This is a genomic window from Streptomyces sp. NPDC046727 (assembly GCF_040645635.1).
Lineage (GTDB): Bacteria > Actinomycetota > Actinomycetes > Streptomycetales > Streptomycetaceae > Streptomyces.
This window is the reverse complement of the sequence record NZ_JBEYYR010000012.1, coordinates 160,587-183,485: the sequence shown is the minus strand read 5'-3', so window position 1 is coordinate 183,485 and position 22,899 is coordinate 160,587. Positions and strand designations below refer to the sequence as shown.

Annotated in this window: 18 protein-coding genes, 2 tRNA genes and 2 pseudogenes; 7 read left to right on the top strand and 15 right to left on the bottom strand. The window is 71.1% G+C overall.

Translation table 11 applies throughout. From position 1 onward, the window contains the following. Window positions 1-228 precede the first annotated feature (228 nt). Window positions 229-2,430 (top strand): elongation factor G-like protein EF-G2, encoded by a 2,202-nt coding sequence (locus ABZ937_RS17805; protein WP_361692786.1) that lies wholly within the window; start codon window positions 229-231, stop codon window positions 2,428-2,430. Window positions 2,431-2,641: 211 nt separating this feature from the next. Continuing rightward, window positions 2,642-4,288 carry a hypothetical protein gene (locus ABZ937_RS17800; RefSeq protein ID WP_361692783.1) on the top strand — a complete coding sequence of 549 codons (1,647 nt, stop codon included), beginning with the start codon at window positions 2,642-2,644 and terminating at the stop codon, window positions 4,286-4,288. A 33-nt stretch (window positions 4,289-4,321) separates the two neighbouring features. On the opposite strand, the gene ABZ937_RS17795 is transcribed toward ABZ937_RS17800, so the two are convergent. Beyond that, window positions 4,322-4,879: an HIT domain-containing protein gene (locus ABZ937_RS17795; RefSeq protein WP_361692780.1), complete on the bottom strand. Its 558-nt coding sequence runs from the start codon at window positions 4,877-4,879 to the stop codon at window positions 4,322-4,324. A gap of 67 nt (window positions 4,880-4,946) precedes the next feature. Between ABZ937_RS17795 and ABZ937_RS17790 the strand changes: the two genes are divergently transcribed. Continuing rightward, complete coding sequence (locus ABZ937_RS17790) at window positions 4,947-5,609, top strand: ion channel (RefSeq protein WP_361692777.1); 663 nt, start codon at window positions 4,947-4,949, stop codon at window positions 5,607-5,609. A gap of 27 nt (window positions 5,610-5,636) precedes the next feature. On the opposite strand, the gene thrS is transcribed toward ABZ937_RS17790, so the two are convergent. The 3 genes from thrS to ABZ937_RS17775 all read right to left on the bottom strand — a co-directional run bounded on the left by thrS (window position 5,637) and on the right by ABZ937_RS17775 (window position 9,508). After that, the gene (thrS, locus tag ABZ937_RS17785; protein WP_361692774.1) at window positions 5,637-7,613 is read right to left on the bottom strand and encodes a threonine--tRNA ligase; all 1,977 of its coding nucleotides are present in this window, start codon (window positions 7,611-7,613) and stop codon (window positions 5,637-5,639) included. A 99-nt stretch (window positions 7,614-7,712) separates the two neighbouring features. After that, a complete protein-coding gene (locus tag ABZ937_RS17780; RefSeq protein ID WP_361692771.1) occupies window positions 7,713-8,945 on the bottom strand; it encodes a hypothetical protein in 1,233 nt (410 codons plus the stop codon). After that, entirely contained in the window at window positions 8,942-9,508 is a 567-nt protein-coding gene (locus tag ABZ937_RS17775; RefSeq protein WP_361692768.1) for a DUF4365 domain-containing protein, read from the bottom strand. The genes ABZ937_RS17780 and ABZ937_RS17775 overlap by 4 nt, the downstream gene beginning before the upstream one ends. A 168-nt stretch (window positions 9,509-9,676) precedes the next feature. Between ABZ937_RS17775 and ABZ937_RS17770 the strand changes: the two genes are divergently transcribed. After that, window positions 9,677-10,402, top strand: a complete 726-nt coding sequence (locus ABZ937_RS17770) for a 3'-5' exonuclease (protein WP_361692765.1) — start codon at window positions 9,677-9,679, stop codon at window positions 10,400-10,402. 54 nt (window positions 10,403-10,456) lie between these two features. Here ABZ937_RS17770 and ABZ937_RS17765 read toward each other — a convergent pair whose 3' ends face one another. The 9 genes and pseudogenes from ABZ937_RS17765 to ABZ937_RS17725 all read right to left on the bottom strand — a co-directional run bounded on the left by ABZ937_RS17765 (window position 10,457) and on the right by ABZ937_RS17725 (window position 19,531). Then, window positions 10,457-11,407: a hypothetical protein gene (locus ABZ937_RS17765; RefSeq protein ID WP_361692762.1), complete on the bottom strand. Its 951-nt coding sequence runs from the start codon at window positions 11,405-11,407 to the stop codon at window positions 10,457-10,459. A gap of 82 nt (window positions 11,408-11,489) precedes the next feature. Further along, window positions 11,490-12,014: pseudogene (locus tag ABZ937_RS17760) on the bottom strand (DUF2207 domain-containing protein); the annotation flags it as partial. 247 nt (window positions 12,015-12,261) lie between these two features. Then, window positions 12,262-12,333, bottom strand: a tRNA-Val gene (locus tag ABZ937_RS17755). Window positions 12,334-12,372: 39 nt separating this feature from the next. Further along, window positions 12,373-12,819 (bottom strand): SRPBCC family protein, encoded by a 447-nt coding sequence (locus ABZ937_RS17750; protein WP_361692760.1) that lies wholly within the window; start codon window positions 12,817-12,819, stop codon window positions 12,373-12,375. A gap of 118 nt (window positions 12,820-12,937) precedes the next feature. Continuing rightward, window positions 12,938-15,682: a Tat pathway signal sequence domain protein gene (locus ABZ937_RS17745; protein ID WP_361692757.1), complete on the bottom strand. Its 2,745-nt coding sequence runs from the start codon at window positions 15,680-15,682 to the stop codon at window positions 12,938-12,940. A gap of 131 nt (window positions 15,683-15,813) precedes the next feature. Then, the gene (locus ABZ937_RS17740; protein ID WP_361692754.1) at window positions 15,814-16,404 is read right to left on the bottom strand and encodes a hypothetical protein; all 591 of its coding nucleotides are present in this window, start codon (window positions 16,402-16,404) and stop codon (window positions 15,814-15,816) included. Between the two features lie 3 nt (window positions 16,405-16,407). Further along, on the bottom strand, window positions 16,408-17,280 hold the full coding sequence (locus tag ABZ937_RS17735) for a carbohydrate ABC transporter permease (RefSeq protein ID WP_361692751.1): 873 nt from the start codon (window positions 17,278-17,280) through the stop codon (window positions 16,408-16,410). Beyond that, entirely contained in the window at window positions 17,277-18,236 is a 960-nt protein-coding gene (locus ABZ937_RS17730) for a sugar ABC transporter permease (RefSeq protein WP_361692748.1), read from the bottom strand. The genes ABZ937_RS17735 and ABZ937_RS17730 overlap by 4 nt, the downstream gene beginning before the upstream one ends. 11 nt (window positions 18,237-18,247) lie before the next feature. Further along, complete coding sequence (locus ABZ937_RS17725) at window positions 18,248-19,531, bottom strand: extracellular solute-binding protein (RefSeq protein WP_361692745.1); 1,284 nt, start codon at window positions 19,529-19,531, stop codon at window positions 18,248-18,250. A gap of 174 nt (window positions 19,532-19,705) precedes the next feature. Between ABZ937_RS17725 and ABZ937_RS17720 the strand changes: the two genes are divergently transcribed. Together ABZ937_RS17720 and ABZ937_RS17715 are read left to right on the top strand one after the other, a co-directional pair. Next, on the top strand, window positions 19,706-19,852 hold the full coding sequence (locus tag ABZ937_RS17720) for a hypothetical protein (RefSeq protein ID WP_361692742.1): 147 nt from the start codon (window positions 19,706-19,708) through the stop codon (window positions 19,850-19,852). Beyond that, window positions 19,845-20,017 (top strand): annotated as a pseudogene (locus ABZ937_RS17715) (alpha/beta hydrolase); the annotation flags it as partial. The gene ABZ937_RS17720 and the pseudogene ABZ937_RS17715, both read left to right, overlap by 8 nt. 1,424 nt (window positions 20,018-21,441) lie before the next feature. On the opposite strand, the gene ABZ937_RS17710 reads toward ABZ937_RS17715, so the two are convergent. Together ABZ937_RS17710 and ABZ937_RS17705 are read right to left on the bottom strand one after the other, a co-directional pair. Next, window positions 21,442-21,513: transfer RNA gene (locus tag ABZ937_RS17710), tRNA-Val, on the bottom strand. 85 nt (window positions 21,514-21,598) lie between these two features. Next, window positions 21,599-22,063 (bottom strand): TIGR02611 family protein, encoded by a 465-nt coding sequence (locus ABZ937_RS17705; RefSeq protein WP_361692739.1) that lies wholly within the window; start codon window positions 22,061-22,063, stop codon window positions 21,599-21,601. A gap of 191 nt (window positions 22,064-22,254) precedes the next feature. Between ABZ937_RS17705 and ABZ937_RS17700 the strand changes: the two genes are divergently transcribed. Continuing rightward, the gene (locus ABZ937_RS17700; RefSeq protein ID WP_004002642.1) at window positions 22,255-22,668 is read left to right on the top strand and encodes an SsgA family sporulation/cell division regulator; all 414 of its coding nucleotides are present in this window, start codon (window positions 22,255-22,257) and stop codon (window positions 22,666-22,668) included. Window positions 22,669-22,899: the final 231 nt, after the last annotated feature.

Genomic DNA, 22,899 nt, shown 5'->3' with positions numbered 1-22,899 from the left:
CCGCAGCCGCGCCGGGAACCGGCGCGCGCCACGGCGCGCGTGTGGTGCGGGACGCGATCGGTGCCCCATCCGTACCGTTCGTGGTCCTTCGTATGGACGCGGCATGACGGGAGTGGAAAGCTCGAATAACCGCGGGCGTCGCCGGAGCCGCCTGGGGGAGCCCCCTCTGGGGGAGGATCCTGCGTGTCCGCGCCCACAGTGACCTCACCGTGCACGGGAGGCAGGATCATGGGCGACAAGGCACAGACACACCACCCCGGGGCCGCCGGCAGGGCTCTGGAGGCCGACCGGCCCGCGTCCGTACGGAACGTGGTACTGGTCGGCCACTCCGGTTCGGGCAAGACGACTCTGGTGGAGGCCCTCGCGCTGACCGCGGGGGCGGTCAACCGGGCGGGCCGCGTCGAGGACGGCGGCACCGTCTCCGACTACGACGACATCGAGCACCGGCAGCAGCGCTCCGTGCAGCTCTCCCTCGCGCCGGTCGAATGGGACGGCATCAAGATCAACCTTCTGGACACCCCCGGGTACGCCGACTTCGTCGGGGAGCTGAGGGCCGGTCTGCGGGCGGCGGACGCGGCCCTCTTCGTCGTCTCGGCCTCGGACGGCGTGGACGGCTCCACCCGCATGGTGTGGGAGGAGTGCGCGGCCGTCGGCATGCCCCGCGCGATCGTGATCACCCACCTGGAGGCCGCCCGCGCGGACTTCGAGGAGATGACCCGGACCTGCGCCGAGGCCTTCGGCGGTGACGACCCCGACGCCGTCCTGCCGCTGTACCTGCCGCTGCGCGGCCCCGAGGGTCCCGACGGGCACGCGCCCGTGACGGGCCTGGTCGGACTGCTGTCGCAGAAGCTGTTCGACTACTCGACCGGGGAGCGCAAGGAGTCCGAACCGGGCGAGGACCAGCTGCCGGACATCGAGGAGGCCCGCAACCGGCTCATCGAGGGGATCATCGCGGAGAGCGAGGACGAGACCCTCATGGACCGCTATCTGGGCGGCGAGCAGGTCGACGTCAAGACGCTCGTCGAGGACCTGGAGCGGGCCGTGGCGCGCGGCGCGTTCTTCCCGGTGCTGGCCGCCGCCCCCGCCGCCGACGGCGCCAGGCAGGGCCTCGGCACGGTCGAGCTGCTGGAGCTGGTCACCGGCGGCTTCCCGACCCCGTTCGAGCACCCGCTGCCCGGCGTCACCACGATCGACGGCAAGCCGCGCGAGCTGAAGCCGTGCGACACGGACGGCCCGCTGGTCGCCGAGGTCGTCAAGACCTCCTCCGACCCCTATGTCGGCCGGATCTCCCTGGTCCGCCTCTTCTCCGGCACCCTCCGCCCCGACCAGACCGTGCACGTCTCCGGGCACGGCCTCGCCGACCGCGGGCACGAGGACCACGACGTCGACGAGAAGATCGCCGCTCTGACCATGCCCTTCGGCAAGCAGCAGCGCCCGGTGACCCGTGCCGTCGCCGGCGACCTGGTCTGCGTGGCCAAGCTGAGCCGCGCCGAGACCGGCGACACCCTCTCCGCCAAGGACGACCCGCTCCTGATGGAGCCCTGGCAGATGCCCGACCCGCTGCTGCCGCTCGCCATCCACGCGCACAGCAAGGCCGACGAGGACAAGCTCTCGCAGGGCCTGGCCCGGCTGGTCGCCGAGGACCCGACGATGCGCCTGGAGCAGAACCAGGACACCCACCAGGTCGTCCTGTGGTGCCTGGGCGAGGCCCACGCCGACGTCGCCCTGGAACGGCTGCGCAGCCGCTACGGCGTCCAGGTCGACGTCGTGCCGCACAAGGTCTCCCTCCGGGAGACGTTCGCGAACAAGGCCACCGGGCGCGGCCGGCACGTCAAACAGTCCGGCGGCCACGGCCAGTACGCCATCTGCGAGATCGAGGTGGAGCCGCTGCCGGGCGGCTCGGGCATCGAGTTCGTGGACAAGGTGGTCGGCGGCGCGGTGCCCCGCCAGTTCATCCCGTCCGTCGAGAAGGGCGTACGGGCCCAGGCCGCCAAGGGCGTCGCCGCCGGCTACCCCCTGGTGGACGTGCGGATCACGCTGCTGGACGGCAAGGCGCACTCGGTGGACTCCTCCGACGCCGCCTTCCAGACGGCGGGCGCCCTCGCCCTGCGCGAGGCCGCGGCGGACGCGAAGATCCATCTGCTGGAGCCGGTCGCCGAGGTGAGCGTCCTCGTCGGCGACGACTACGTGGGGCCCGTGATGAGCGACCTGTCCGGCCGCCGCGGCCGGCTGCTCGGCACCGAACAGGTGGGCTCCGGACGGACGTTGATCCGTGCCGAGGTCCCCGAGTTCGAGATCGGCCGGTACGCCGTCGACCTGCGCTCGCTCTCCCACGGCACGGCCCGTTTCGACCGGAGCTACGCCCGGCACGAGCCGATGCCGCCGCAGATCGCCGAACGCATCCGCGAACAGGCCGGGGACGAGGGGTAGTACGAGGGCACAGGCCCGGCGCACGGGCGGGCGGCTTCGGCCGTCCGCCCACGCGCTGTCGGTGCCGGCGGATACGCTGATCACCTGATCACGTCGTGCCGCACCCGTCCGGCGGTCGTCCGGTATCGGCACGGCGACCGGTCCAACAGGTGTGCGCAGCAGGGAAGTCGGGAAGGCCGCAGGAACGGCACCGGCGGCGATGGGGGCGGGAATGTCGTTTGGAACGGAGTGGGACGGGCCCCAGGTACCCGTCTCGGGCGACGAGGGGCAGGCGGCGACCTCCGCGCTGGCCTCCGCGGCGTACCGGGACAGCCCGATCGACGAGATCAAGAAGGCCGACAACGAGTGGCACCAGTCGACCGTCAAGCCCGGCCGGATCAAGCTGTTCCGGCCCAATCTCGGCGAGGCGTTCTCCCGGGCTCTCGTCGACCGGATGCTCGCCCCCGGCCGCAAGCCGCTCATCCAGTCCTTCGGCTCCGAACCGCAGTTCGTGGTGGAGCACGCCCTGGCCGCCAACAACATCCGCCGGGAGCGCGACAACCGCCTGACCGCCATCACCGTGGTGTGCGGCCTGCTCTTCCTGCCCGGCATGCTCGGCTGGCTGCTCGTCTTCCAGCTGCGCACCTTCGTCGCCAAGCGTGACGACAAGCGCGCCGGCGCGCTGGCCACGGCCCTGCTCCTGGGCGTCGGCGTGCTCGCCGCGCTGTTCCTGATCAAGATGCCGTTCACCGGCTTCTGGGCGTGGTACGCCCGTGCGGCCGTCGTCGTCCCCGTGCTCGGCTGGCTCTGGGCCAAGCAGATCTGCGAGCGCACCGCCAAGGACCTGCGGGCCCGCTGGGACGGCCTGCTCTCCGGCACCAGCGTCGGCGCCAAGGTCCCGGAGGCCGTGCCGCGCGGCCCCGGCGAGACCGCCGCCGAGACGCTGCGCCAGTCACTGGCCCGGCTCAGCGCCGAGCAGCAGTCCAACTCCGTCTTCTACGCCGGCCCCAAGGGCATACTCGGCATGGGCACCCGCTGGGGCGCCTGGCAGCTCGCCGAGGACCTGGTGCCCGCCGACCCCGGCCGGGAGATCCACCCCTTCCGCAGCTGGGACGTCATACGCGCGATCCACGACCAGCTGGCCCTGCTGGAGCGCGGTCCGCTCAACACCGGCGGCTTCCCCAAGCCGTCGGTACGGCACTGGATCGTCACCCCGATCGGCGAGAAGGCCACGGCGGTGTCCCGGCCCGAGGGCACCGAGGTCGAGGCCTTCCAGGTCAAGCCGCACGCCATACAGGACATCTGCAACAAGCAGCAGTTCGGCAGCGGCGACCGGCACTACCTGGGCGTCCAGTGGACCCTGTGGGACGGCCAGCTGGTCATCACCATGCTCATCACCGTCACCGTGCTGCACGAGACCCTGCGCATCGAGGTCACCGGGCACGCGCTGGGGCCGGTGAACTCGCTGTTCACCAGCAAGCCGGAGGCGCCGACCAAGGAGGTCGCCAAGTCCCTCAAGCCCTGGGAGAACCGCACGATCAAGCTGCCGCTCGTCAGCACCGACGAGGTGGTCCGGCTCGCCGTGCGCGCCCCGCTGACCTGGTACCCGCCGTTGCTGAACTGGCTCGGCGGCTCACTGGGCCTGCCCGAGCCGTTCGGCCTGCGGCACGCCTGGGCCGACCAGCCGTGGCGGCACCGTTTCATGGCCGACGACGCGCTGCGCGCGGCCACACCGGTGCTGCGCGTGGTGCACTCGGCCGCGATCAGGGTCCTGGAGGAGAACGGCGTGAACACGGAGAAGTTCGGCGCCCGCTCGGCGTTCCTCAGCGGCAACGTCCAGGATCCCTCGCCGCGGAAGGCCGACCTGTACGACGCGTGAGCGGTGCCCTCGGCGGAGGGCACCGGCGGCGAGCTACGCCGGCCAGGCCTCGGCCAGCATCTTCCGGGTGTCCGCCAGCAGCTGCGGCAGCACTCTCGTGTGCCCCACGACCGGCATGAAGTTCGTGTCGCCGCCCCAGCGCGGCACGATGTGCTGGTGCAGATGGGCGGCGATACCGGCGCCCGCGACCCCGCCCTGGTTCATGCCGATGTTGAACCCGTGCGCGCCGGACGCGGTGCGCAGGGCCGTCATGGCCTGCTTGGTCAGCTCCGCCAGCTCGGCGGTCTCCGGCCCGGTGAGGTCGGTGTAGTCGGCCACATGCCGGTACGGCACGGTCATCAGATGGCCGCCGTTGTACGGGTACAGGTTCAGGACGGCGTACACATGCTCACCGCGCCGGACGATCAGCCCGTCCTCGTCGGACTTGGCCGGGATCGAGCAGAAGGGGCAGCCGTCGTCGGCCCCCGGACCGGTCGGCTTGTTCTCGCCCTGGATGTAGGCCATCCGGTGGGGCGTCCACAGACGCTGGAACGCGTCCTGGGTCCCCACTCCGATCTGCTGCTCCGGCTCACTCGTCATGCTAGGCAGCATATGGCTTCACCCCCTCCCGGCGTGTCGCCGGGGCGCCCCGCCGGTATTCTCCGGCCAAGCTTGGCCGGTGGACGACGAAAGTCGCGCGGCTCGCTGGCAGCGGCGCACCGAGATCCCGCTCTACCTGGCGTCGCTGGTCTTCATCGCCGCCTACGCCACCCGAGTCCTGGCCGTGAGCCTGCCGGACGTCTGGCGGGACCTGTGCGCGTTCGCGATGCTCGGCCTGTGGGTGGTGTTCGCCGCGGACTACGTGGTGCGCTGGCGACTGGGCGGGCAGCGCTTCCCGCGCTTCGCCGCCACGCACTTCCTGCACACCCTTGTGGTCGTCCTGCCGCTGCTGCGCCCGCTGCGGATCGTTCCGCTCTACGACGTCGTCCAGAGCCGGCAGGGAGGACCCCGGCTCTCCGTGCACGCCCGTGTGATCGCCTACGCGAGCCTGTCGACCCTGCTGCTCGGGTTCGCCGGCGCCCTCGCGGTGTACCAGCAGGAGCGCGGGGCGCCCGGCGCCACCATGCACTCGTTCGGTGACGCCGTGTGGTGGGCCGCGTCGACCCTCACCACGGTCGGCTACGGCGACGTCACCCCGGTGACCACGCTCGGCCGGACGATCGCGATCGCGATGATGGCCTGCGGTCTCGCCCTGCTCGGCGCGGTGACGGGAGCGTTCTCGGCCTGGCTGATCCAGACGTTCTCCCTCGCGAGCGACGAGAAGCGGCCCCCGGGACGGTGATCCCGGGGGCCGCTCGGCTCAGGCTGTTCAGACCTGGGTCCGCTCCTCCACGACCTGCGCGATCTTCGCGATGGCCTCGTCGAACGGGATGCCGTTCTCCTGCGAGCCGTCGCGGTAGCGGAAGGACACCGAGCCGTTCGACATGTCCTCGTCGCCCGCGATGACCATGAACGGCACCTTCTGCTTCTGCGCGTTCCTGATCTTCTTCTGCATACGGTCCGAGGAGGAGTCCACCTCGACGCGCAGGCCCTTCTTGCGGGCCGCCGCAGCGAACTTCTCCAGGTACTCGACGTGCGCGTCGCCGATCGGGATGCCGAGCGCCTGGACCGGGGCGAGCCACGCCGGGAAGGCGCCCGCGTAGTGCTCCAGGAGCACCGCGAAGAAGCGCTCGATCGAGCCGAACAGGGCACGGTGGATCATGACCGGGCGCTGCTTGGAGCCGTCCGGGCCGGTGTACTCCAGGTTGAAGCGCTCGGGCAGGTTGAAGTCGAGCTGGATGGTCGACATCTGCCAGGTCCGGCCGATCGCGTCCTTGGCCTGGACGGAGATCTTCGGGCCGTAGAAGGCGGCGCCGCCCGGGTCGGGCACGAGGGGCAGGCCCTGCTTCTCGGCGACCTGGCGCAGGGTCTCGGTCGCCTCCTCCCAGACCTCGTCGGAGCCGACGAACTTCTCCGGGTCCTTGGTGGACAGCTCCAGGTAGAAGTCGGTCAGGCCGTAGTCCCGCAGCAGGCCGAGGACGAAGGTGAGCGTCTTGTCCAGCTCCTCGGACATCTGCTCACGGGTGCAGTAGATGTGCGCGTCGTCCTGCGTGAAGCCCCGGGCGCGGGTCAGGCCGTGCACGACGCCCGACTTCTCGTACCGGTACACGGTCCCGAACTCGAAGAGGCGCAGCGGCAGTTCACGGTACGACCGGCCGCGCGCGTCGAAGATCAGGTTGTGCATCGGGCAGTTCATGGGCTTGAGGTAGTAGTCCACGCCCTCGTCGAGCTGCATGGGCGGGTACATGCCCTCGGCGTACCAGTCCAGGTGGCCGGACGTCTCGAAGAGCTTCCCCTTCGTGGCGTGCGGGGTGTAGACGAACTCGTAGCCCTCTTCCTCGTGCCGGCGGCGCGAGTAGTCCTCCATGACCCGGCGGACGATGCCGCCCTTGGGGTGGAAGACGGCGAGGCCGGAGCCGATCTGCTCGGGGATCGAGAAGAGGTCCAGCTCGTTGCCGAGCTTGCGGTGGTCGCGCTTCTCGGCCTCGGCGAGGAAGTCCAGGTACGCCTTCAGCTCGTCCTTGGACGGCCAGGCGGTGCCGTAGATGCGCTGGAGCATCGGGTTCTTCTCGCTGCCGCGCCAGTAGGCGGCGGCGTTGCGCATCAGCTTGAACGCCGGGATGAGGCGGGTGGAGGGCAGGTGCGGACCGCGGCAGAGGTCCTTCCAGCACAGGTCGCCGGTCTTGGCGTCCAGGTTGTCGTAGATCGTCAGCTCGCCGGCGCCGACCTCGACGTCCGCGCCGTCGTCGTGGGAGGCCGAGCCCTTGAGGCCGATCAGCTCCAGCTTGTACGGCTCGGAGGCCAGCTCCGCACGGGCGGCCTCGTCGGTGACGACACGGCGGGAGAACTTCTGCCCCCGCTTCTGGATCTCCTGCATCTTCTTCTCGATGGCCTTGAGATCCTCGGGCGTGAACGGCTTCTCGACGTCGAAGTCGTAGTAGAAGCCGTCCTTGACGGGCGGGCCGATGCCCAGCTTGGCCTCGGGGAACAGCTCCTGCACGGCCTGCGCCATGACGTGCGCGGTGGAGTGGCGCAGGATGTTCAGGCCGTCCTCGGACGAGATCTCGACGCCCTCGACCTCGTCGCCGTCGGACAGTGCGTACGTGAGGTCCTTCAGCTCGCCGCCCACGCGTGCGGCGATGATCGAGCGCTCGCCCGCGAAGAGGTCGGCGGCCGTAGTGCCCGTCGTCACCACGCGTTCTTCCCGCTCGGAATCGCGTTGGATGATCACACGGACGTCTGACACCGGTCTCTCCTGACTGAAGGTGGGGTGCGGCGCCATACCAGGAGCGCGCGCACAGGCGATCGTACCGACCCGACGGCACCGACCGCGAAACGGTCACCCTCAGTCCTCGTCCCCGTACGCTTCCCCGCACGCCTCCTCGAAGAAGTCGAGGTTCTCCTGGAGGGACTTCATCAGCCGGTCGCGCTCGGCGTCGTCCACCTGCACGGGTACGACTCCGGAGGCGCCGGTGAGCCTGCGGAAGCCGCCCCGGCGCTCCAGCCTGCCGTGCACACGGACGGGGAGGCCGACGAGGTGGGCGTGGCCGGCGATGCGGTAGTCCTCCTCGTCCAGGGTGACGCGGACGTGCGTGACCTCGGCGCCGGCGAGGACGCGCAGGCGTACGGTGCCCTCGCCGCCGGGCCCGGAGCGGCGCATGCGGACGACGGCGCCGGTGACGCGGACCGGGACGGAGGGTTCCTCGCGGAGGTAGCGGGCGGCGGCCTCGCGGAGCACGGGCAGGTCGCCGGGTGAGAACTCGACGGGTTCGGCGGAGGGGGCGCAGCCCTCGGGGACGCCGGCGCCGGGTGCCCAGGCGACGGCGACGCGGGCGCCCTCGGTGCCCCGGACGAGCGCGCTGAGCGCCTCGGTCAGCTCGCGGCTGACGCCGGCCTCCACGGCGCCGTCGAAGGCGTCCATGCCCCCGGTGGCCCGCTGGTAGTCGATGGCCTCGCGGGCGGCGTGGAGGGCCTGGTGGAGGCGGACGGCGAGGGGCCGGCCGGCGGGCACGGGCGCGAAGGCCGTGAGGGTGCGGCCCTCGGTGGCGGGGCCGACGAGGACGTCCCGTATGAGGTCGCCGGCGGCCCGGCGGTGGCGGGCGCCGTAGTAGCCGGCCCGCGCGCGTGTGGCGAGCGCGGCGGCGAGCAGCATCTGCCGGGCGGCGCCGCGCAGGTGGTCGTCGGCGGCCCAGGGGGCGGCGCCGGCGGGTCCGCTCAGGGTGTCGCGCCACCAGCGGATCTCGTCGCTGGGGACGGCGAGGGAGATCAGCACCTCGCGCGCGGCGGGGGTGTGGCTGCGGGTGAGGGCGTCGAGGGCCTCGCCGAGCAGGTCGTCGCTGTCGGGGAAGGCGCGGTTCTCGGGGACGAGCAGGCTGGTTCCGCCGCCGCCCGGGCCGGGCGGGGTCCAGCGGCCGTACCGGCCCGGGGCTCCGCCGCGCCGCTGCCAGCCGTGTCGGCGCAGCAGGGCGCCGAGCACGGCGGGGTCGACGTCGGCGGGCCGCGGCGGCCGGTTCCACGGCAGGTCGTCGGGGTGCGGCCGGACCTGCCGTACCGGCTCGTCGTAGGGACGGTTCCTCATGGCCTGCCTCCCGTCCCGACCCGCGTCATGATCTCGCAGAGGGCCCGGTCGTCGAAGATGCGCGAGGTCGGTATCCGCACGGTGGTCCGGTGCCGGCCGGTCACGGGGTGGCCGGCGAGGTTGACCCAGTAGCAGCAGTGCCTCAGGTCGAGGCGGTCGTGGCTGGCGCGCAGCCAGTCGTCCTGGGAGCGCGGCACGAGCATGACGACCAGGATCTTGTGCACCGAGACGGGGCTGCGGGCGAGCTTGCGCAGGTGGTCGTTGTCGAGGGTGAAGGAGAAGGAGCGGCCCGGGGGGTTCGGCGCGACCTGGTAGGTGGCCTTGAGCTGCACCTTGATGGTGACCTCGTCGTCGACGGTGTGTCCGGGCGCGCTGTGGCTGACGTGCCAGTCGATGCCGTTGTCCGGAAAGGGCTGCGACAGCGAGCAGCCGGCCGCGGCGGCGACCGCGTGCAGATAGCCGACCTGCAGTGTCTCCATGCAGGCGGTGGTGGCGAGCGTGCCGCGAAGGGTGCCCGGACGATCGGGCAGCAGCCCGCCCCGCTCGGGCTGCGCTATGGCCATGACCAACAGCCTTCCCAGGCAAGTGTTTCCCCGCTGCGGGCCGCTGAACTGCAAAGACCCGTACTCCTGTTGTCTCCTCGCGGCGTACGGCGCAAACGGCCCGGGTATCACCAAACGGGCAGAAGACGGAACGTCACCTGCCATGGGTGAACAAGGAGTTGGGTGCGGATGACGACCTGGTACGAGGGGCCACTGGCCGCCTTCGACACGGAGACGACGGGCGTCGACGTCGAGACCGACCGGATCGTGTCGGCCGCCGTCGTCGTCCAGGATGCGCCGGGGACCCGGCCTCGGGTCACCCGGTGGCTGGTGAACCCGGGTGTGCCGGTGCCGGAGGCGGCGACGGAGGTGCACGGGCTGACCGAGGAGCACCTGCAGCACAACGGGCGCTGGCCGGCTCCGGTGATGTACGAGATAGCGGAGCAGCTGGCGGAGCACGCGGCGCTGGGCCGTCCGCTGGTGGTGATGAACGCGCCGTTCGATCTGACGCTGCTGGACCGGGAGTTGCGCCGGCACCGGGCGTCCTCGCTGGACCGCTGGTTCGAGTCGGTGCCGCTGCGGGTGCTGGACCCGCGGGTGCTGGACAAGCACCTGGACCGATACCGCAAGGGCCGGCGCACGCTGACGGACCTGTGCACGCACTACGGCGTGACGCTGCAGGGCGCGCACGACGCGGCGGAGGACGCGCTGGCCGCGATGGATGTCGTACGGGCGCTGGGCCGCCGTTTCGCGACCCGGCTGGAGCGCCTCTCCCCCGCCGAGCTGCACACGCTGCAGGCGAACTGGCATGCGGCGCAGGCGCGGGGGCTGCAGGCGTGGTTCGCGCGCAGTGGCTCGGAGGAGGTCGTCAGCACGGAGTGGCCGCTGCGCCCGGAGCTGCCCGCGGCGGCGTAGCGGCGGGGCGCGCCGGTGCCGGACGCGGCTCGGCGGTGTCCGGCGGCGCGCCGGTCACCAGGAGCCGCCTCCGCCGCCGCCCGCTCCGCCGCCGACGCTGTCCGAGAAGCCGCCGCCGGACGAGCTGCCGCCGGAGCTGGTGGAGCCGCTGGAGGCCGGGCTCCGGCGGGAGGCCGCCGAGGCGACGAAGAGTCCGGCGGCCATGGCGGTACCGAGGCGTACCGCCTGGGAGTTGGGGTGCCGGACGGGCACGGTGGCCGCTTCCAGGGCCCGCTGCCAGCGGCCGGCCATGCCGAAGGCCACCGCCCACGCCGTGTACCGCTGGACCTCCCGGTCGTCGAGCGGTTCGGCGTCCGGGACGGTGGAGGGGTCGGCGAGGTAGCGCCGGAAGGCTTCGGTGCGCAGCCAGTGGGCGGTGCCCCGGGGCGTGCGGGAGTGCAGCTCCCAGCCGTAGCAGGCGAGCGCGGCGCCGACGCCGGTGGCGAGCGCGCCCGCGGTGAGGACGGGGTCGCCGGCGGGGTCGTGGCCGGCGCCGAGAAGAGCGCCCGCCACGGCCCCGACGAGCCCGAGCACGGTGACGGCGAGGCCGGCCAGTCGCACCGCGCGGACGCGCTTGCCGGAGCCCTCGGTCCACAGCCCGCTGTCGGCCCGCCATGCCTTGAGGTGGCCGGCGAGCTTGTCCCAGCCGGCGCGGAACCTCGGGTCGTAGGAGCCGCCGAGCCGGAGTTCGGAGCGGCCCGCGAACATGGTGTGCAGGACGTCCTTGGTGGCCGGGTCGGGCGCGGTGGGGGCGTTGCGCGAGCGGCGGACGGTGGGCTGCTGCTCCGAGCCGTAGACGGCGAGGTGACGGTCGGCGGCGGCGCCGAGCAGCCAGGCGATCTGGTGGTGCGGCTCGACCCGCTCGGCGAGCAGGACGCCGCCCTGGGCGGGGGTCAGCCCGTCGGGCGGTGTGGGGCTCGGGGTGAGGCCGGCGGTGAGCCGGCGCCGGGCGGGCCACGGTGGCACCGGCGGCCTTCCCGGTGGGCGGGGCCGGCAGGGCGGGCCGCGCCACGGCCGGGCCCGGGTCGCGGGAGGCGAAGACGGTGAGGCCTTCCCTGCCCCCCAGCCGGTCGGCCCGGATCGTGAGGTGGCCTGCCTCGGGCCGGCCGACCGTGCAGCTGCCGCGGGTGCCCTCGGTGCCCTGGACGCAGCGCTGCCCGGTGAGACGGTAGGGGGCGACGGCGTGGATCTCGACGTGGGAGCGGTCGACCTGCCAGCCGGTGCCCACCGCGTCCCAGGCCAGCCGGCCCTTCTTCACGACGCCTTCCAGCGTGTACCGGATCCGGTAGCGGTGCAGCCCGGTGACGGTCCGGTCGGGGTCGCCCACCTTGATGCGGGTGGCGATCTCCCGGCGGCCGTCCGGTTCGAGGTAGTGGTCGCCGGCGGTGAGTTCCCAGGGGACGCGGTGGCCGTCCAGGGTGACGGCGACCTCGGCCTCGTCCGCGTCGAAGGGCAGGTCGGGCAGGTCGCGGTAGATGCCGTGCCGGGCGGTGCCGGGGTGTCCGAAGTCGTAGTCGATGACCTCGGTGACCTGGGCGGTGCCGGCGGCGGAGATCCGGGCGCCGACCCACATGCGGGTGACCCGTTCCTCGTTGCCGTCGGTGCGGGCCTTCGCCACGGCGCAGCCCAGCAGCAGCACGAGGGCGAGCAGCCCGGCCAGGCTCCGCACCCCGCGCCGGCGCAGCCATGCGCCAACTGCCTGTCTCGCCTTGCTTCCTGTTCCGGTCACGGCACCCCCCGTGGCATCACAACAGCCGCTGCGTCACATGAGCAGGTATGTCAAAAGAGCCGGTCCGCTGTGCGGACCGGCTCTCTCCCGGTGGGCGATACTGGGTTCGAACCAGTGACCTCTTCGGTGTGAACGAAGCGCTCTCCCACTGAGCTAATCGCCCGGGAACGCACTGAACAATACAGGTCCGGGCGCCGTTCGTTCAAACCGCTCGCAGACGGCGCAGCAGTCCGCGCCGCCCGGCCCGCATCATCAGGCGGTGGTTGAGACGGAAGAGGGGCCGTCCGGGTACGGCGAGCAGTCGGAGCAGCGCCTTGGTGACCTCGACTTCCTGGTCGTACCGGGCGAGCGTGCCGGGGCCGTCGGCGGTGACCGTCCAGCGGGCCCAGCCGTCGATGTCGCCGGAGAGCTCGGCTTCGAGGACGCCGGCGGCCGGGTCCCGGAGGGTCCGGCGCACGGTGCACGTGAGGCCGTAGGGCAGCAGGGAGCGGATGGTGATCACGCCGGTGTCGTCGTCCAGGCGGGTCACCGCCCGCACCTGTGGCCACCAGCGCGGATAGTCCTCGGCCCGGGCCAGTGCCGCGTACACGGCGGCCGGCGGGGCGGGCAGGGACCACACGCTGCGGAAGCGGTAGTGGTTGCGGTCCATGCACCGAGTGTGGCGCGAACACGTGCATAAATCTGAGTACGCGTACTCATGCGCCGGGCGGTCACCCGGGTCAGACTCGGGGGACGAGCGCCGCCGCCCGTGCGACGGCGCTCCCCCATCACCGCTGGCCGGGCATCCTGTCGCCGAGCAGGGCCAGGTTCTCGATGGCGGCGAGCCCGTAGAGGGCGGTGTCGTTGGTGGACACCCAGGTCGCCTCGCTGCCCTCGACCAGGGTGGCCGGACCGGTCAGCTTCTCGGTCTTCCACGGCGAGGACTCGGTGTAGCCGTCGGAGCTGTAGAACTTGGCCCAGGCGCGCTTGGCGAGGGCCGCGTCCCCGGTCTGTACGGCGGCGTAGGCGTCGAGACGCGAGTGGCCCTGGAAGAGCAGCAGCGTGCCGAAGTGGGAGCCGTAGCGGGCGGCCTGTTCGGCCTTGGTGGCGTTGAAGTAGCGGCAGTAGTCGAGGTAGGCCTCCTTGAACTTCGGCATGTCCACGAGGTGGATCAGCTCGGCGCACAGCTCGTTCAGGCCGAAGACGGCCGAGAGGTGGGAGACGGACACCACGGGCTTGTCGGCGACGGCGAACTTCCCGGTGTCGATGTCGTACAGGCCGCTGCCCTGCACGAATCCGTTGGGCTGGGCGGCGATGGTCTCCATGGTGGACAGCACCCGCGCCTTCGCCTTCTCCCACTTCGGGCCCTTGCGCTCCCACTCCGTGAGCCACGCCGACACCAGGCCGCTCCAGTCGGTGCCGAAGCCGATGGACAGGGCGTGCGGGTCGGGGGTGTAGGGGTCGGTGCGGACCTTGCGCTGCGGGTCGAGGACGAGGAAGGTCTCGTCGGAGTCGACGTTGGCGCGCATGAGGTCGCCGACGCGCTCGTCGGCGGTGAGGAAGTAGTAGAAGCGCCGGTACGTCGTGTTGGCGATGCGCTGCTGCTTGGCGCTGTCGGCGAAGTGCTGCACGCCGTGCCGGGTGCCGAGGCCGGCCCACTTGCCGAGGTGGTAGACGTCGACCTCGCCGGTGTGCCGGGTCATGGCCTCGGCGAACCGGAAGATGTCGGACCGGCCGCTTCTGAGGTACGCGTACCAGAGCCACAGGTCGGGCGACAGCTCGGAGTTGTCCCAGGCGTAGCCGCCGATGTCGTACCGCCACACGTGCCGGGCCGAGTCGTAGGTGTGCATGATGTCGCCGTAGTCCCAGAAGCCGTACCAACGGCGCATCTCCACCTGGTCCTTGTAGTAGGTGAAGAGGAAGTCGAGATGGTCCTCGATCTTCGCTCTGGCGGCGGTGGAGCGGTCCGGCTCGGAGAAGAGGCCGGGGCCGAAGACCTTGGCCTTGATGAGCTGCCGGGGCGGGGCGGCGAGCTGGGGCAGCACCCGTACGGCCGCCACCTGCTGGGCCAGGGTCTGCGCCGAGGGTGTCGACTCGTTGGCCCAGAAGAGGAGTTCGGAGGTGCGGGCGATGCCGTAGGGGGTGCCGAACCCGGGCTCGTAGTCCTCGTAGGTGATGTTGAGGCCTTCGAGCTGCTTGGCGTAGGTGTCCTGGCCCATGCCGTCGTGGTAGAAGCGCAGGTCCATGGGCTGGGCCTCGGGCGACCAGAGCCAGAGGGTGACGGTGGCCTCGTCGGTGTGGGCGTCGCGGATGTCGAGCTGGGCGGGGAACTTCTCCCAGAAGTCCCGGAGGCCGAAGGAGAATCCGCCGCTCGCGCCGCCGACACAGCCGAATCCGGAGGCCCGCCTGCCGCCGCCGGCGGCGATCCAGCCGTGGCCCTTCTTGGTGCGCTTGCGGACGGTGAAGCCGTCGGCGGAGAGCTGGGCGAGGGTGTAGTCGCCCCAGTGCGGGATGTACTGCAGGCGGGTGGTGACGCGCTGGTCCCAGGTGGCGGGGTCGGGCAGCTTCCCGCCCTCGTACTGGGCGGCCTGGACGGCCGCGCCCGGGTCGCGGCGCAGCCCGGTGACGCCCTGGACGGCCTCGCGCAGCAGGCCGGTGCCCTCGCCGCCGATGCGGATGTGCCGGTCGTAGGCGGCGTCCCGCATCGGCACGGTGAAGCGGACGCCGAGGCCGCGGACGAAGTCGCCGGACGCCTTGCCGGGCTCCTGCGTGCCGTCGTAGGTGATCGTGTGCACCATGCGGAAGGAGTCGGAGCCGGCGTAGAAGTACAGCCGGACGGAGAACGGCAGCCAGCCGCGGTCGCCCTTGCGGTGCTTGCCGTCGACGCGGACCACCGCGCGGACCGGTCCGTCCTGCTCGACGGTGACCTCGCCGATCGCGCCGTCGAACCGCTCGGTCTTCGCCGTGCCCTGGTCCTCGTCCTCGATCTCGGGCTGCCGGAGGAGGACGAGCCGGCCGTTCCTGGCGATCTCGGTGGAGCCGCGGGTGACGGACTTGATCAGCGTGGACCCGCTCTTGCCGATCTTCGCGGTGATGACGCCGGTGGAGACGTCGATCGTGCCGCCGGTCCTGTCGACGGTGACCTTCTTGTCGGGGGCCTTGGGGGTGCCCGTCGTGAGCGTCAGCCTGCCGGTGCCGGAGCTGACCGCGTGGGCCGTCCATTTCAGGGAGCCGTCGGGCCAGTAGGCGAGCGGCCAGGTCTGCACGGGGACGTCCTTGCCGTCGGCGTCCTTGACGGCGAAGGTCTGGTCCTCCTGGTGGGCGCCCATCGGCCAGGGCACGCCGACGGTGGAGCCGGGCGCGGCGCCGAGGCCGCCGTCCTCCAGCCAGTCCAGGGTGACCGGGTCGGCGCCGTCGGCGGCGGCTCCGGGTGCGGCCTGGGCGTCCTTGGCCCCTGGGACCCAGCTGAACTGGGCGGCGGCTCCGGCGACCGCGGCGGCCTTGAGGAGGGACCTGCGGGGGATGGGGGACATGACCTTTCCTTCCGTACGGCTGGTCAGGGGCATGACAGAAAGAGGCGTGGCCTTCACGGGCGCGGGCCTGCGGGGCGCGCACCGGCGCCTTCGCGCGAGGCACCGGCCGGGACCGGCACCCCGGGTGCGGCTCAGCGGCGCCGGTACCGCTCCTCGACGGCGACGGCCGCCGCGGCGACGGCTCCCAGCACCGGGACCGCGAGCGGGGCGATGAGCAGGGCGGAGCAGCAGGTCAGGACGGCTCCGCCGATGAGGAGGAAGGACCCGGCGGGGTCGCGGACGGTACGGCGCCCGGCACCGGCGAGCAGCGCCCGCCAGCGTTCCCCCGGCGCCCAGACCGCCGCCGCCCGCAGCCCCGCCACGGCGAGCCCGATCAGCGCGAACAGTCCCACGGCCCCGGCCGGCGGCCCGCCGGGCAGCCCCGCACGGACGGCCTGGACGTCCAGCCAGGCGAACGCCACCGCGGCCCACCCGGCGACGCCGACGGCCCATCCCCCGCGCAGCGCGGACCGGAAGTCCGTGGCGAACTCCCGCCATCCGCCGCCCTCATGGGCCGTACGCCGGCGCAGATGCCGGGCTCCGGCGGCGAACGCGGCGGGGTAGGTGACGACTCCGAGGGAGGCCACCGCGATCCACACCCCGGTGAGCAGACACTCGGCGAAGATCCCGAACCGGTCCGCGAAGACCGACTCCCCGCGCGCCCTCACCCGTGCTTGAGTCATGGCTCAGCCCTTCAGTCCGGAGGTCGCCATGCCGTCGATCAGGTAGCGCTGGAAGGCGAGGAAGAACAGCAGCACGGGCAGCAGCGCGACCAGCGACATGGCGATCATGCCGCCGTAGTTGGCGGCCACGCCGTCGGAGTCGCGGAACATCATCAGGCCCAGGGAGACGGTGTACTTGCCGGGCTCGTTGAGGTAGATCAGCGGGCCCATGAAGTCGTTCCAGGCGTTGATGAAGGTGAAGATCGCGCTGGTGATGAGCGCGGGCCGGCACAGAGGCAGCACGATCGACCAGTAGATGCGCAGATGCCCGCAGCCGTCGAGCCGGGCGGCCTCGTCCAGTTCGCGGGGCAGGTTCCGCATGAACTGCACCATGAGGAAGACGAAGAAGGCCTCGGTGGCGAGGTACTTGCCGATCAGCAGCGGCACATAGGTGTTGACCAGCTCCAGCTTCTGGAACATCACGTACTGCGGGATCAGCAGCACGTGGTACGGCAGCAGGAGGGTGCCGATCATGAGGGAGAACAGCAGGTTGCGCCCGGCGAACCTGATGCGCGCGAAGGCGTAGGCGGTCAGCGAACAGGAGACCAGGACACCGACGACCGCGCCGACCGCGTAGAAGAGGGAGTTCTGGAAGAACGTCCAGATCTCGATGTCCGCTATGCCGTCGGCGAGGCCCTTGAAGTTGCCGAGGATCGGGTGGGACGGGATCAGCGTGAGGCTGTTGATGATGTCCTTGCTGGGCTTGAAGGAGGCGCCGATCACCCAGACGACCGGGTAGAGGATGACGGCCAGGATGAGCAGGGCGCCGAGGTGCCAGGCGAGGGAGCCGGTGCGCCGACGGGTGAGCGCGGACGGTTTGGTGGTGGTCGCGCTCATCGGGCGCCCTCCTCGTAGTGCACCCACTTCTTCTGGGACCAGAAGAGGACGGCCGTCACCAGGGCCACGGCGAGCAGCAGCATCCAGGCCATGGCGGAGGCGAAGCCCATCTGGGCGTTCTTGAAGCCCTGCTGGTAGAGGTAGCAGGTGTAGACGAGCGTGGCGTCGGCCGGACCGCAGGAGGTGTTGGAGACGACGTAGGCCGAGCCGAAGATCTGGAAGGAGTGGATGGTCTCCAGGAGCACGTTGAAGAACAGCACCGGGGAGATCATCGGCAGGGTGATGTTCCAGAACTTCCGGAACGGCCCGGCGCCGTCCATCTCGGCCGCCTCGTACAACTCCCTGGGCACCTGCTTGAGCCCGGCCAGGAAGATGACCATGGGCGCGCCGAACTGCCACACGGTCAGCGCGACCAGGCAGTACAGCACCCAGTCGGCGTTGCCGACCCAGCCGCCGACAGGGAAGCCGAGGAAGGTCTGTGTGCGGTCCACGACGGCGTCGTCGGAGAACAGCGACCGCCAGACGAAGCCGACCGAGACGCTCGCGCCGATGAGCGAGGGGGCGTAGAACGCGGCCCGGTAGAAGGCCTGGCCGCGGCGGCTCTGGGCGAGCAGCAGGGCCACACCGAGGGCGAGCAGCAGTTTCAGCGGGGTGCCGATGACGACGTACTTGGCCGTCACCTCCACCGACTTCTGCCAGCGCGGGTCGTCGAACATCTTGGTGAAGTTGTCGAACCCGACCCACTTCGGGGCGGTGAAGAGGTTGTAGTCGGTGAACGCGAAGTACAGCGAGGCGACCATCGGGCCCGCGGTCAGCAGCACGAAGCCGGCGATCCACGGGGACATGAAGAGGTACCCGGCGAGGTTCTCCCGCCGCCGGCCCGGCCGCCCCGTTCTCGCGGTGGCGGCCGAGCGTGCCGCGCGGGTCCTGGGCACGGAGTCCTTGACGAGCGTCACAGCGGTCCCCATCAGGCCTGGAAGGCGGCCTCGGCCTCGGTGAAGAACTGCTTCACCGCGTCCGCGACCTTGGTCTTGCCCTGGCCGAGGTCGCCGCCGAGGCGCAGGAAGGCGGCCTCGATGGTGTCGGCACCGGAGGGGTGCGGGGTGATCGTGCCGAGGACGCCGGACTTGGCGGTGTCCTCCTCGTACTGCGCGATCTCCTTGTTGACCGCGTCGGTCGGCTTGTATGCCTCGTACTGCTCGGTGCTCGCGAGGATGCCCCGGTCGTATCCCATGATCTTGCCGACCCGGGGGTCGTGGACCATGAAGTCGATGAACTGCGCGACCTCCTTGGGATGCGAGGTCCGGGCCGACGCGCTGAGCATCAGGGAGGCCAGGTACTGGCCGGTCTGCTTGCCGTCCGTGGTGGGGATCGGGGCGAGGCCGTATTCGCTGTTCCCCTCCGTCCGGTAGCGGACGGTGAAGTTGTCCCAGGTGAACTCCGAGGCGGCGTGACCGGCGGAGAGCGAGGACTTGGGGGAGTCCTGGGAGACGACCTTGGGGTCGGTGACGACGCCTGCCTTGATCCGGTTGTAGCCGTCGGCCCACCACTCCGTCAGATCGGCCTTGTCGAAGCCGAGTCCGTCCCCGGTGAAAAACGCCTTGCCGTTCTGCCGCAGGTAGAGGTCGTACAGGTACATGATGGCGAAGTAGCCGGTGTCCCCCGGGACCTTCGTCCTGTCGTGGATGGTCTTCAGGGCCTTGAAGTATTCGTCCCAGGTCCAGCCGGGCCGCGGTTCGACGCCCGCCTTCCGGAAGACCTTCTTGTCGATGACGAGTGCCATGGTGTTGGACCCGACCGGAATTCCGAGCTGCTTGCCGTCGACCTCGCCGACCTTCGTGACGCCCTTGCGGAAGTGATCCAGGCTCAGATTTCCGGCCTGCACCTGAGAGCTGAGGTCGAGGAGAATTCCTCGCTTGTCGTACTTCCTAAGGAAAGTGACGGCGTTTTGGAAAACGTCCGGGGGATTTCCGCCGGCGGCCTGTGTCTGGAACTTCTCCCAGAACGATTGGTACGTCTGGAAGTCGGTCTTGACCTTGATCTTCGGGTACTTGTCCTCGAAGAGCGCGATGGTCTGGTTGATCTTCTTGGCCCGCTCCTCGGCACCCCACCAGGAGTAACGGATCGTCACCGTGCCGTCCCCGGAACCGGTGCCGCCGCCGCATCCGGTGGTCGCGGCGAGCCCGAGCGTGGCCGCCGACGCCCCCGCCGCCTTCAGCATCGTACGCCTGTCAAGATTCCTGGTTCCCACAGTCGGGCCCTCCCCGCAGCGTCGTCACCGTGCTCATGAATCGTTTCAAGTAAGCGCTTGCTGGCACAAGGTACGGAGGGGTCGGGGGTGCGTCAATGATTCGGACAGGATTTTCTTCCGGCCGACGGGGGCCGTGGACCGGCCTGCCGGCCGTTCCCACTGGTGAGAGGGAGCATGACCGACAGGCCGAACAAGGGATCAGCCGGGCAGGGCCGCCGGCCGGTCGAGCGGGATCCGGTTCGTCTCGTCCGGGTGTCCCTGCTGGACGAAGTGCCCGCATCGGTCCAGGGCGTGCGCGCTGTGGAGGCCGGGCGCCGGTGAGTTCGAGCGGACCGGGACGACCGGGGCCTGAACCGGTACCGGAACACGGACCGCGACTGGGCCGATCTGGCCGGTCACGAAGGTGCCCCGATCGTGCAGCCCTCGCTGTTCGTCGGGGGCGCCCAGGACGTCTCCCTGGCCTGGCTGGCCGACGCGATCGAGGCATGCGCGGACACCCGTGGACGTCCAGGTCCCGCTCCCCCGCCACGCCGGGAGAACGCCGGCAGGGAAGTGTTCGCGCAGGGTGCCCGCGCCGACGAAGTGCGGGTCGGGGGCGCCCGGCGCGGGCATGGTGCCGGCGGACAGTGCCGCGTGAAAGCCGGAGAGCCGGCCGCGCACATCGGGCTCGACCTCGGCCTCCGCGCGGCCGGGCTGAGGAGGCTGAGCTCGGGCCGGGGCAGCTGAGCTGGAGGGGCTGGACGAAGTGGGCTCACGCTGCGCGAGGCGGCTGAGCCGAGAGGTCACCGGTGGGGCAGCTGAGCGGGAGGCTGGACGAGGCGGGTGAGCTGAGCTGGAGGGAGCTGGGATGAGTGGGCCGAGATGGCGAAGCGGGCTGTGCGCGGTGGAACGGCGTGCTGTCCGGGCAGGTCAGAGACCCCCGGGGACGGCGGGCCGGCAAGAGCCGGGACAGCCCTCAGGGTGGCTGAGCCGGGGCTGACCAGGCAGCGGAATCGAGGCAGAACGCTGGGACGACCGGGCCGAGGCCAGCCCGGCATGGCGAAGAGGGGATGGGGCGTACGGTCCGGCCAGGTCAGTGCGTGCGGGCGCGTGAGCCGCTGGTCATGGCGGCGCGGACGGCGAGGTGGGCGGTACGGGGCCGGACGGTCGGACTCCGCGGCTAGTGGGCGGGACATTGGAAAGTCGGGCCTGCACAACAGGTGGCGGGGCGCTGGACGGTCGGACGTACACGGCAGGCGGCCGGCGCACTGGAAGGCCGGATCTGCACGACACGTGGGCGGGCACTGGAAGGCCCGACCAGCACGACAGACGACCGGCGCACCGGAACGTCGGACGTACACGACAGACGGCCGGCGCACTGGAAGGCCGGATCTGCACGACACGTGGGCAGGCACTGGAAGGCCCGACCAGCACGACAGACGACCGGCGCACCGGAACGTCGGACGTACACGGCAGGCGGCCGGCGCACTGGAAGGCCGGATCTGCACGACACGTGGGCGGGCGCTGGAAGGCCCGACCAGCATCGCCGACGGCCGGGGTGCTGGGCAGTCGAGGGTGTGTGCGGCAGGTGGGTGAGGTCGGGCGGCGGGCGCGGTAGGAGTGTCGGTCCTGGGGGTGTGACGATGATCCGGTGGGTGGCGCCGCGGTGACCAGGGTTGTTGCCGGTTCGAGAAAACTCGCTCGCCGGGTCCGTCAGACCGCGTTGGACTGGCCCGCGGCGGTCGCGCGGCTGTGCGACCCGGGCCGCCCGGCGCGCCGACGCGGCCCGAGGGGACGTAACCGAGGGATCCGGTGAATGAACCCGGGGTTCGTGTGGGAGTGGCACAGACGTCTCGGCCGCGGCCCGGCTCCGGAAGGCACCGATACGCCGACGGCCCACCTGCTTGTCGCAGGTGGGCCGTCGGTCCGGGTGGGCGATACTGGGTTCGAACCAGTGACCTCTTCGGTGTGAACGAAGCGCTCTCCCACTGAGCTAATCGCCCGGGCGCAGGAAGAACATTACCCCATGTCAGGAGGTGCTTCCGACCAGGGGCCGGGCGGCGGACGCCGTCGGCCCCGGGAGCCGTGTCACTGGTCCTTGATCTTCCAGGGCATGACGACGCCGAACTTCCACAGGTAGGTCCCGACGAGTACGCCGATGATCACCAGTCCGATCACGGTCAGGGTGATGTTGCGGCGGCGCACCCTGGGGTCGAGGGCCCGCTGGGCCGCCTCGGTGACCTTCCGTTTGGTCCAGCGGAGCACGAGCTGGGCCCAGACGAACTCTGTCGCCCAGATCGCCATGCCCCCGAAGATCACCACCCAGCCGGGCCCGGGCAGCGGCAGCATGACGATGCCCGCGGCGACCACCGCGAGGCCGACCACGAAGACCCCGACCTGCCAGCTCAGATGCAGGAGCCTGCGGGCCTTGATGAATTCCGGCGCCCGTGAGCCGAGCCCCTGCGCCGCCTCTTGTCCGGCCTCCGGCCGGTCCGACTTCGCCTTGTCCGTTGCCATGGCTACCTCGCCCGGCACGTCACTCCCCGTATTCATACAGACAAACCCTACCGGAGTGAATCCAGTCACCGGAATGGTCGTAGGTCTGGTACGAGTTCTCGGCCGGAAGAGTTACGTAAAGGCACGCAAAACCCTCAGAGGGGTTTACAACGGCACCGTAGGTGGCATGTCGATTTCGCCGACGTGCGAATCCCCGAGCGCACACTGAGCGAAAGGCCCTGGCGCTTATGAACACCACGGTCAGCTGCGAGCTGCACCTGCGCCTCGTTGTGTCGAGCGAGTCCTCCCTGCCTGTCCCCGCAGGCCTGCGGTACGACACGGCCGACCCCTACGCCGTGCACGCCACCTTCCACACCGGAGCCGAGGAGACCGTCGAGTGGGTGTTCGCCCGCGACCTCCTCGCCGAGGGGCTGCACCGGCCCACCGGCACCGGCGACGTCCGCGTCTGGCCATCCCGCAGTCATGGTCAGGGCGTCGTGTGCATCGCCCTCAGCTCCCCGGAGGGGGAGGCTCTGCTTGAGGCCCCGGCGCGGGCCCTGGAGTCCTTCCTGAAGCGAACCGACGCCGCCGTGCCCCCCGGCACGGAACACCGGCACTTCGATCTGGATCAGGAGCTCTCGCACATCCTGGCGGAGAGCTAGGTCGCGGCCCTTCGGAGCAGCCCGGCGCCGTCCACTCGGGGAGACGGCTCGGGCCAAGACAACCGCATACGGCACAGAACGGCGCCGTCACCGTGAGCGTTTCACGGGGACGGCGTCGCACTGTGCGCGCACCGCTGCGGTCCGTGAGGGGGCGGCCGCTGTCCGCCGGCGGGCCGGCCGGGACGGCCGGGAACCCCTGGGGGCGCGCGGGCGTTGTCCCGGCAATCCGAG

Excerpts from the sequence above, each read along its gene's own strand:
- ABZ937_RS17805 (WP_361692786.1), top strand. The coding sequence starts at position 229 with ATGGGCGACAAGGCACAGACACACCACCCCGGGGCCGCCGGCAGGGCT.
- ABZ937_RS17800 (WP_361692783.1), top strand. The coding sequence starts at position 2,642 with ATGTCGTTTGGAACGGAGTGGGACGGGCCCCAGGTACCCGTCTCGGGC.
- ABZ937_RS17795 (WP_361692780.1), bottom strand. The coding sequence starts at position 4,879 with ATGCTGCCTAGCATGACGAGTGAGCCGGAGCAGCAGATCGGAGTGGGG.
- ABZ937_RS17780 (WP_361692771.1), bottom strand. The coding sequence starts at position 8,945 with ATGAGGAACCGTCCCTACGACGAGCCGGTACGGCAGGTCCGGCCGCAC.
- ABZ937_RS17775 (WP_361692768.1), bottom strand. The coding sequence starts at position 9,508 with ATGGCCATAGCGCAGCCCGAGCGGGGCGGGCTGCTGCCCGATCGTCCG.
- ABZ937_RS17770 (WP_361692765.1), top strand. The coding sequence starts at position 9,677 with ATGACGACCTGGTACGAGGGGCCACTGGCCGCCTTCGACACGGAGACG.
- ABZ937_RS17750 (WP_361692760.1), bottom strand. The coding sequence starts at position 12,819 with ATGGACCGCAACCACTACCGCTTCCGCAGCGTGTGGTCCCTGCCCGCC.
- ABZ937_RS17745 (WP_361692757.1), bottom strand. The coding sequence starts at position 15,682 with ATGTCCCCCATCCCCCGCAGGTCCCTCCTCAAGGCCGCCGCGGTCGCC.
- ABZ937_RS17740 (WP_361692754.1), bottom strand. The coding sequence starts at position 16,404 with ATGACTCAAGCACGGGTGAGGGCGCGCGGGGAGTCGGTCTTCGCGGAC.
- ABZ937_RS17735 (WP_361692751.1), bottom strand. The coding sequence starts at position 17,280 with ATGAGCGCGACCACCACCAAACCGTCCGCGCTCACCCGTCGGCGCACC.
- ABZ937_RS17720 (WP_361692742.1), top strand. The coding sequence starts at position 19,706 with ATGACCGACAGGCCGAACAAGGGATCAGCCGGGCAGGGCCGCCGGCCG.
- ABZ937_RS17705 (WP_361692739.1), bottom strand. The coding sequence starts at position 22,063 with ATGAATACGGGGAGTGACGTGCCGGGCGAGGTAGCCATGGCAACGGAC.
- ABZ937_RS17700 (WP_004002642.1), top strand. The coding sequence starts at position 22,255 with ATGAACACCACGGTCAGCTGCGAGCTGCACCTGCGCCTCGTTGTGTCG.